The 7,618-nt window shown below is 45.2% G+C and carries 10 protein-coding genes; 3 read left to right on the forward strand and 7 right to left on the reverse strand.

Annotated features, from left to right (window positions below; genetic code table 11):
- Positions 1–115 precede the first annotated feature (115 nt).
- From FU659_RS10260 to FU659_RS10270, 3 genes are all read left to right on the forward strand, one after another.
- Positions 116–448, forward strand: a complete 333-nt coding sequence (locus FU659_RS10260; RefSeq protein ID WP_147947498.1) for a YtrH family sporulation protein — start codon at positions 116–118, stop codon at positions 446–448.
- Positions 445–936, forward strand: a complete 492-nt coding sequence (locus FU659_RS10265) for a sporulation membrane protein YtrI (RefSeq protein WP_147947499.1) — start codon at positions 445–447, stop codon at positions 934–936. Before FU659_RS10260 ends, FU659_RS10265 begins: the two co-directional genes overlap by 4 nt.
- A 95-nt stretch (positions 937–1,031) precedes the next feature.
- Entirely contained in the window at positions 1,032–1,331 is a 300-nt protein-coding gene (locus FU659_RS10270) for a YtpI family protein (protein ID WP_147947500.1), read from the forward strand.
- Here FU659_RS10270 and FU659_RS10275 read toward each other — a convergent pair.
- The 7 genes from FU659_RS10275 to FU659_RS10305 all read right to left on the reverse strand — a co-directional run bounded on the left by FU659_RS10275 (position 1,324) and on the right by FU659_RS10305 (position 7,387).
- Positions 1,324–2,652, reverse strand: coding sequence for a DRTGG domain-containing protein (locus FU659_RS10275; protein ID WP_147947501.1), 1,329 nt, complete (start codon positions 2,650–2,652; stop codon positions 1,324–1,326). The two genes, FU659_RS10270 and FU659_RS10275, sit on opposite strands and share 8 nt — an antisense overlap.
- A gap of 178 nt (positions 2,653–2,830) precedes the next feature.
- The gene (locus FU659_RS10280) at positions 2,831–3,469 is read right to left on the reverse strand and encodes a methyl-accepting chemotaxis protein (RefSeq protein WP_147947502.1); all 639 of its coding nucleotides are present in this window, start codon (positions 3,467–3,469) and stop codon (positions 2,831–2,833) included.
- A 38-nt stretch (positions 3,470–3,507) separates the two neighbouring features.
- Complete coding sequence (locus FU659_RS10285) at positions 3,508–4,515, reverse strand: MCP four helix bundle domain-containing protein (protein WP_147947503.1); 1,008 nt, start codon at positions 4,513–4,515, stop codon at positions 3,508–3,510.
- Positions 4,516–4,684: 169 nt separating this feature from the next.
- On the reverse strand, positions 4,685–4,963 hold the full coding sequence (locus FU659_RS10290) for a hypothetical protein (RefSeq protein WP_147947504.1): 279 nt from the start codon (positions 4,961–4,963) through the stop codon (positions 4,685–4,687).
- A gap of 105 nt (positions 4,964–5,068) precedes the next feature.
- Positions 5,069–5,797, reverse strand: coding sequence for an oxygen-insensitive NADPH nitroreductase (gene nfsA / locus FU659_RS10295; protein ID WP_147947505.1), 729 nt, complete (start codon positions 5,795–5,797; stop codon positions 5,069–5,071).
- A gap of 67 nt (positions 5,798–5,864) precedes the next feature.
- On the reverse strand, positions 5,865–6,920 hold the full coding sequence (locus FU659_RS10300) for an acyltransferase (RefSeq protein ID WP_147947506.1): 1,056 nt from the start codon (positions 6,918–6,920) through the stop codon (positions 5,865–5,867).
- Positions 6,921–7,045: 125 nt separating this feature from the next.
- Positions 7,046–7,387, reverse strand: coding sequence for a hypothetical protein (locus tag FU659_RS10305; RefSeq protein WP_147947507.1), 342 nt, complete (start codon positions 7,385–7,387; stop codon positions 7,046–7,048).
- Positions 7,388–7,618 lie beyond the last annotated feature (231 nt).

Genomic DNA, 7,618 nt, shown 5'->3' on the forward strand with positions numbered 1-7,618 from the left:
TATTTATTCCTAACATTTTATCATATTGGGACTATTCCATCCCATATATTAAAAAGAGTGTTTGTCCTTATCTCCTCAGTCAAGTTAAGTTAGCTGGAAAGGAAGCGATCGGAACATGTATGTCTTTTGGGCGAATATTATCGTTTACTTTTGTATTGCTTTCGGGGTCGTCTTCGGAGGCAGCATGCTCAGTGGAATCGCCGCCGTGCTAACCCTTCAATCACCAACTGAAAAAATGCTGACCATCTCGGAGAACATTAAAATTTGGGCCATGGTAGCTGCCGTAGGCGGTACGATTGACCCCATACGCTATATTGAAAGCCACGTAGCGGTCGGTCATTTGAACCCGGCTATCAAACAAGTCGTACTCATCGTCGTCGCCTTCGTTGGCGCGCAGCTTGGCACTTCACTCATTCAAATGATCTGCAAGGGAGGCAACCAGCCTTGAGAATCCCGCCTTTTGCCCGATATCAGCGTCTTCTTGCCAGCTTCGGGCTGATGGTTTCGGGAGCAATCATTGGGAGCGCCGTGTATATGAGTATTCATCAGCACACTTACAATCAACTTTATGTGCAGATGCATAAATATTTGGAAGAAAACGCCGATCTTCGTTCCGATATTGAAAATCTGAATAAAACGCGCAATAAACAAACGTTAATTAATGTCGTTAATGTTTATTTGCTTCCCAAGGGCCAAGACGCTTTTATCAGCGAAGATATTCAGAAAGAAATCGAAGGCGATGTGAAAAGTGAGCTTAAGCTCGTAATCGGACAAAAAGCCGCTTATGTGAGGGACTCACAGCCCTTATATGAAAGGCTCATCACCCAAAGAACGTACGTGCTGCATGATAAAAAGTATACCGTCGAGGTTAAATCGATCGTTCTCATTCAAACCGAACTCACCATATGGATTACGGCTCAGGAGAAGAAAACGTAATGATCAGTAATCCGTTCTAATGGTTCCTGATTGCATTCCGTCGATAAAATCGCTAAAGTAAACAGTAAACGGGCTGATAAGGACGGATTACACGTATGGTACAGGCAATTCAGATCATTCTATTCTCGCTTATTTGTATCTTTTTGGCTTTAACAGTCTATTTCAGCTTCCGTTCTCGCAGAGAATCGGAGCCTGTCAAACGCGGCTTATATGCAGCACGAATGAATATTTGTATGGGGCTCATGCTCGTTCTCATCGCGGTCACCCAGCTATTCTTCTTCAGTGAATCCAGTTTCCGCCGCATTTTCGGCACCATCTGTGTACTGATTGGGTTATTCAACTTATTTGCCGGTATCCGCAATCATGGGCACTTCGATCGTATGCTTCCTAAATGACTTGCGCAGTTAACAGCGCCTTGGAAACAAGACCGCCTGCATGATAAATCTCTACATCGATCTTGCCAAATTTACGGCTCACCTCAATGATGGTGGGTCTTATTTCTATTTTGGAATCAATCTGCAAGGGCTTCAAGAAATAAATCGACATATTGTCCATCACAAGATCGCCCTTCTTGTGCTCCTTTACAATTCGGTAAGCTGCCTGGGTAATAAGCGTTGTGAGTACACCTTCAGATACCGTTCCCAAATGATTCGTCATCTGCGGGGTAATAACGCCATGGAACTGCAGCGCCCCTTTCTCGTCTCTGACCTCTTCAAGACCGGACCAGATGAGGTCCTCGAAGGTTTCACCGTTCTGCGGCTGTTTTTGGATGTACTGCATCGCTTTGAGCACGTCGCTTCGATTCAATACGCCGAGCATCTTCCGATTCGTATCGACCACAGGAAGCAGTTCGATTCCTTCCCACACCATCATATGGGCTGCTGAGGCTACGGAAGTTTGGGGAGTAACGGTCAATGGACTGCGTGTCATTAGTTTGTCTACAGTTTGAAGCGTATGGGCACCTACCATATCTTTGGATGTAACGACGCCAATAATCCGGTTCCACTCATCCACGACTGGAAATCGGCTATATCCCGTATCTTCCGACATACGCTGCCAATCTTTTAAGGTGCTGTTCGCCTTGAGTGCAAATAAGGCAGCACCGGATGCAAGAATATCTTCAACAAGCATGATCTTTTTCTTGATCAAACGATCATATATCGCTCTATTAATCATCGAAGCGACGGTAAACGTGTCATAGCTGCTGGATATGATGGGCAGTTCCAACTGATCCGCAAGAACCTTCACCTCCGTGCTGGTGTCAAACCCTCCTGTTATCAGTACGCCCGCACCTTGCTCCAGTGCACAAATATGAGCACCATTCCGATTGCCCACGATGAGCAAGCTTCCCGCCTCAATGTAACGCATCATGGCATCCTGCTCCATTGCGCCGATAACGAATTTATTCAACGTTTTATGGAGTCCTCTCGAACCGCCAAGCACGCGCCCTTCCACCATATTGACAACCTCAGCAAATGTTAGTTTATCAATATTTTGCCTTAATTTCTTCTCTACTCGGACTGTTCCGATCCGCTCTTTGGTTGAAACTAGGCCTTGGTTTTCAGCCTCCTTAATGGCCCGGTACGCCGTACCCTCACTGACTTCCAGGTTCTTGGCAATCTTTCTCACGGAGATTCGGCTTCCAAGCTTTAAACCTTCTATATAACGCAATATTTGTTCATGCTTCGTTAACGCATCAACAGCGTGTGTATCCAACTGTTACACCTCTTTCATTGATCCCTGTACTACTCTGTACCACTAGTATAATCGTTTCAGAGAGCAAGAACAATGCGTAGAGACTCTATGAAGAAAACATCCAATCATGGAGACTGGATGTTCATTTCCATTATAACAAACATATGTTCGATGTCAAAACATAGAATACTCTGGTACGTTAGAGCTTGAAGTGGCTAACTTCCTCGCGCAGCTCCTCGGCTAATTTGCTTAATCCATCCGCCGAACCAAATACTTCCTTCATTGCCGCAAGCTGATCTTGGGAAACGGCTACGACACCGTTCGAATTATTCGAAATATCCTTGGAGAGGTGCGCCAGCATTTCTTCGGAAGCTAACATTTGCTCTGTCCCCGCCGAAATTTCTTCCGTGGCGGCGGATACTTCCTGCACTTGGCCTGTAACCTGCTGAACAGCCGCGTAGATATCGTAAAAAGCACTGCCGGCCTTCTTCAAGCTATCCGAGCCTTGCTCGACATCGGAAGCCCCTTTTTCCATCACAAGCACCGCATGGTTCACTTTACTAACAATATCCTCAAGTAAATGAGCGATCTGTTCGGAGGAAAGTCTGGATTGTTCAGCTAATTTCTTGACTTCGCTGGCTACAACCGCAAAACCTTTTCCATGTTCTCCGGCTCTCGCTGCTTCAATGGAGGCGTTCAAAGAAAGCAGATTCGTTTGCTGAGCAATGCCCCCAATGACGCTTGCGATTTCTGCTACTTGTTTGGAGTGCTCACCCAGATCATGAATAACATGAACCGATTCCGAAACAGAAGCTCGGATATAATCCATTTGTGTCATCGTCTCCCCAATTAACAGCCTTCCTTGTTCAGCGCCATTCAGTGCTTTGTAGAAGAATCTGCGGCAATAGCCGAAGATTCTGCGATACGCTGCAAGCCATCTGCGCTTTCGGCCATCGCCCTTTTGCTTTCTTCCATGCTATTCATCTGATGTCCAGCGGAGCTGGATATCTCCTGCACCGCTGTCGTCACTTGTTGGGCTGCTGCCACCGCTATTTCGGAGCCTATGTATACATTTTTGGAAGAAAGCGCCACTTGTTCTGCACTCTTATTTATTTTGAAAAGCAGCCCTCTTAAGTTACTTTTCATGGTATTAAAAGATAACGCCATCTGACCAAGCTCGTCTTTACTTTTCACCTCAAGGTCCGCCATCGTCATATCGCCTGCAGCGATTCGTTTCAACGAATTCATAACGACAACAATCGGATTGGAAATCAATCTTCCCATAAACAGGGCAATTAAACAGCCCAAGAGGAGCGCAGCGAGCGTAACAAGTTCAATCGTACGTTTAACCTGTGAGACCGTCTCTCCGGTAGAGAGGATCGAGGCATCCAGTTGTTCTTTCTGATAATCCTCCAGCTTTTGTGCGGCTTCGGCCATTTTATTCGCTTGCGGCACACATTTCTCTTGGACTAAACGTGAATAGGTCTTTACGTCATTGATTTTTTTGTAGGAAATAATTTCTTGAACAACTTTATCATATTCCGTCTCTAAGCCAATGATTTCGTTTAAAAGCACCACGCCTTGCCCTTGTTTAACCGATTGCTGAAGAGCACCCTTTAATTCCTCAAATCGTTTGCGATCCTCCTGATAAGATTGCAAATGATGTTCGTCTCCCGTAATTAAATAGCCTCTTACGTTCTTTGCTTCACTCGCCGTTAAGTATTTCACTTCTTTCACCTGAATGATTTTGTTCACACGATCATCCATTAGCGATTTGTATGTAGCATTGACTGACGTAATTTGATTCCACCCGATAAAAGCGACCACCAATGTAAGTAATAAAATGAAGATAAAACCAGAAAACAACTTCTTCCTGATGCTCATTTTTGTCTCTCCCCTCTAATTATTCAATCTTTAAACAAACACTATACACGATTATACAACCGTATGGATAGTCGACACCAAATAATTATTTTAGACATTTTTCGATCAAACAAAAAACGCTACTCTCCTTAAGAGAGTAACGTTTGTTTCAGGAATTCGGATCACTTTTTTACTTACGAAACTGCAGCATTTTTCGACGTCCTTGGACAAGCTGCTCGAGCTGCCACCTTTTCATCCGATTGATGCGATTAAGCTCCTTACGTTTCTCTTCATCCACACCAAGGATATGGTGGAGATGAGCGGCTATGACCAGTAATGCCATCATAATCCATAAGATACTGAAAATCGTAGGCAGTGTCCACGCTGCTCGTAAGTCCATTTGCGGAATGGCGTAGAATAACATACCTATGGCTAAACTCATCAATACGACATTCTTGAATCCTTTCAAGCTGACCGCACTCCTCTCGCTCTGACAATCAAGTACTCGACTCTTACCTACTGACATTGTATGAGACAAGTTCTTGATATATGAGTCATGGGAGACGATCACCTTTTATTCAATTTCAAATCCTTGCGTTCGCAGAAACGCTCTCATATGTTCCCGCGGCCGCTGCGCCTTGCCGGCCATTTCTTTGGTCCAAGTCGTATCGACTTTGCCATCCGTTCGTGCCTTCATATAGTCGTGGATCGTCTGGTCATAGGCGTCTACCGCAGCCTCGTTGTGAATATACCGATTCTCATGGTAAACGGCTTCTCGTGGGAGACGCGGGCGCTGCAGCGGCTCTTGAGCCGGCTGCCCAATGCACATGCCGAAGACCGGGTACACCAGCTGCGGCAAGTCCAGCAGCTGGGACACCTCGGCTGGCTTGTTCCGCAGCCCACCGATATAGACAACGCCGAGGCCAAGCGACTCGGCGGCAACGGCTGCATTCTGCGCAGCAAGCGCAGTATCCACGGTAGCAATGATGAAGTTTTCAGCATTGCCTGTAACCGCGGCGTCCCCATGACGGTGGACGGCTTGCTCGTAGCGGTGTAAATCAGCGCACCACACAAGAAACAACGGACATTCGCTGACATAAGTTTGATTGCCTGCAAGCACGGCAAGTTGATCCCGCAGCCCTTTATCCGTAACGCCGATCACACTGTAAGCCTGCATATTGCTTGACGTTGAAGCGGACTGCGCAGCCGACAGAATCGCGTCCAATTGCTCTGAGGTCACACGTTCATTCGTAAACTTACGAATGGAGCGATGATTTTGCAATAAACGGATGATTTCGTTCATGGGTTAACAACCTTTCTGTTAGAAATTCATATGAGAAAAGTCTCCACACATATGGTTGACCGAAAAATCAATACAACAGCGCCTTTCTAATTTTACGATACAGAAGCGCCAGCATCCAAGGAATGATAATAATGAGCATAAATACGATGCCATTATACACATTAAAAAGCCATATAGACCCAGGCATATGCACTTTATATTTCCATAAGGATAGCAGCGCGGGATGCATCAAATACACGGCAAAAGACACGGAGCCGAGCGAAGTGAGTAATGCTGCCAAGCGAGTCCATCTTAGCTCGATAAGCTTTGCCAGCCAAATGAGGCTCACACCAATACCGATGCTGTACATGACCCATAACAGCTCAAACCAATTGTTATTAAAGCCGTAGCCCCGTTTGGCAAGGAGATACAGCGTCACATAGACAATTCCAATGATGCTTGTCGCCGACAATACCCAAATCTTGTTTCGATGCAGCCAAGCACGGAATGCCGTATAATTCATCCCAATCGCGCCACCAATCAAGAAGAATCCGAAGTAGGTTATACACAATTCCGGCTTGTGGCTGATCGTACCGAACCAGTGATTATAGATATACACACCAACTTGAATAGCCAGTCCCCATAACGCCAATGTCCGACGAAACCAAGGTGCGGCTCTCACTCCCCAAACGAGCAAAGGAAACAATAAGTAGAATTGCACAATAATAATCATGAAATATAAGTGGTAACCGGAATCAGCCCATTTCAGCTGCTCAAGAAACACACCCAGATCGATTTTGATCGGATGGTCAGGCGTCCAAAGCCATGGGTTGTATATATAGTAGACAAAAGACCAAATGATATACGGAACAAGCACTTGGCGAACCCGTTTCCAATAAAAGATACCAGCCTGCTTAGCGCTCCAATTATCGGTATAAATATAGAACAATACAATGCCGCTAATAAAAATAAAAACGGGTACTGCGAAATAACTGACCTTGTTTAAAAATTCAATGAGCAGTTCCGTGTTGCTTCCCTTCAGCCCAGGTTCGACTGTCCAATCGGCTGTCACATGAATCAGGACAACAGCAAGGATAGCGAGAGCTCTCACAATATCCAGTTCGGTAATTTTTGCTTTTGCCATGTCGTTTTCGAGTCCTCTTTTCCTTATAAATACCCCCTTAACTATAGACAGTTTCGACAAATTGCGCAACTGCGAACAGAGGAAGAAGCACCCATATCATTCCCTAGGTGCTTCTTCCTCTTTATCTACATTTGCTTCATTTCAGTAACTCGAATTTGACCTTTGCGCGGCTGTATAAGGATACGAATCACTGTCAAAAGGACGAGTACGAGAAGAGTCCCGCTATACATCATTTTTAGCCAAATGGTAGAACTGTCCGTTCCTAAATAAAATCCATGAATGAGGGCTAACGTGAATATCGGATAAGCCAATACATGCAGAAGATACCATAGCTTTCTTTTTAGCTTATGACGGATATCTGTTATGAAAAGAACAATGAGCAGGCCATACATGGATAGTGTGCCGATCCCATTTAAGAATGGCGCTTTATGAGCTGTAAAAGGAATCCATAGTTCCCCACGTATCAATTAAATGATGCATTCTTCCTTCATTCGTTTCCCAGCTTCTGAGCTGGGTACTTGAGGTAGCGACAGTGCCGTTATGAAGCTGTAAAAGAACTTCATTCGTCGATGCAGGCTCGAAGGGATTGGCGATTGCAATGGTCTTAAGTCAATAGATTGGACACGACGAATTGCTGTTTTCTATCCACTATTCCGAGCATAATAGACCTCTTCAAAACGAATGGGGGATAAATAGCC

Origin of the sequence: Paenibacillus sp. N3.4 (genome assembly GCF_008017805.1) — a bacterium.
Classification (GTDB): Bacteria; Bacillota; Bacilli; order Paenibacillales; family NBRC-103111; genus Paenibacillus_E.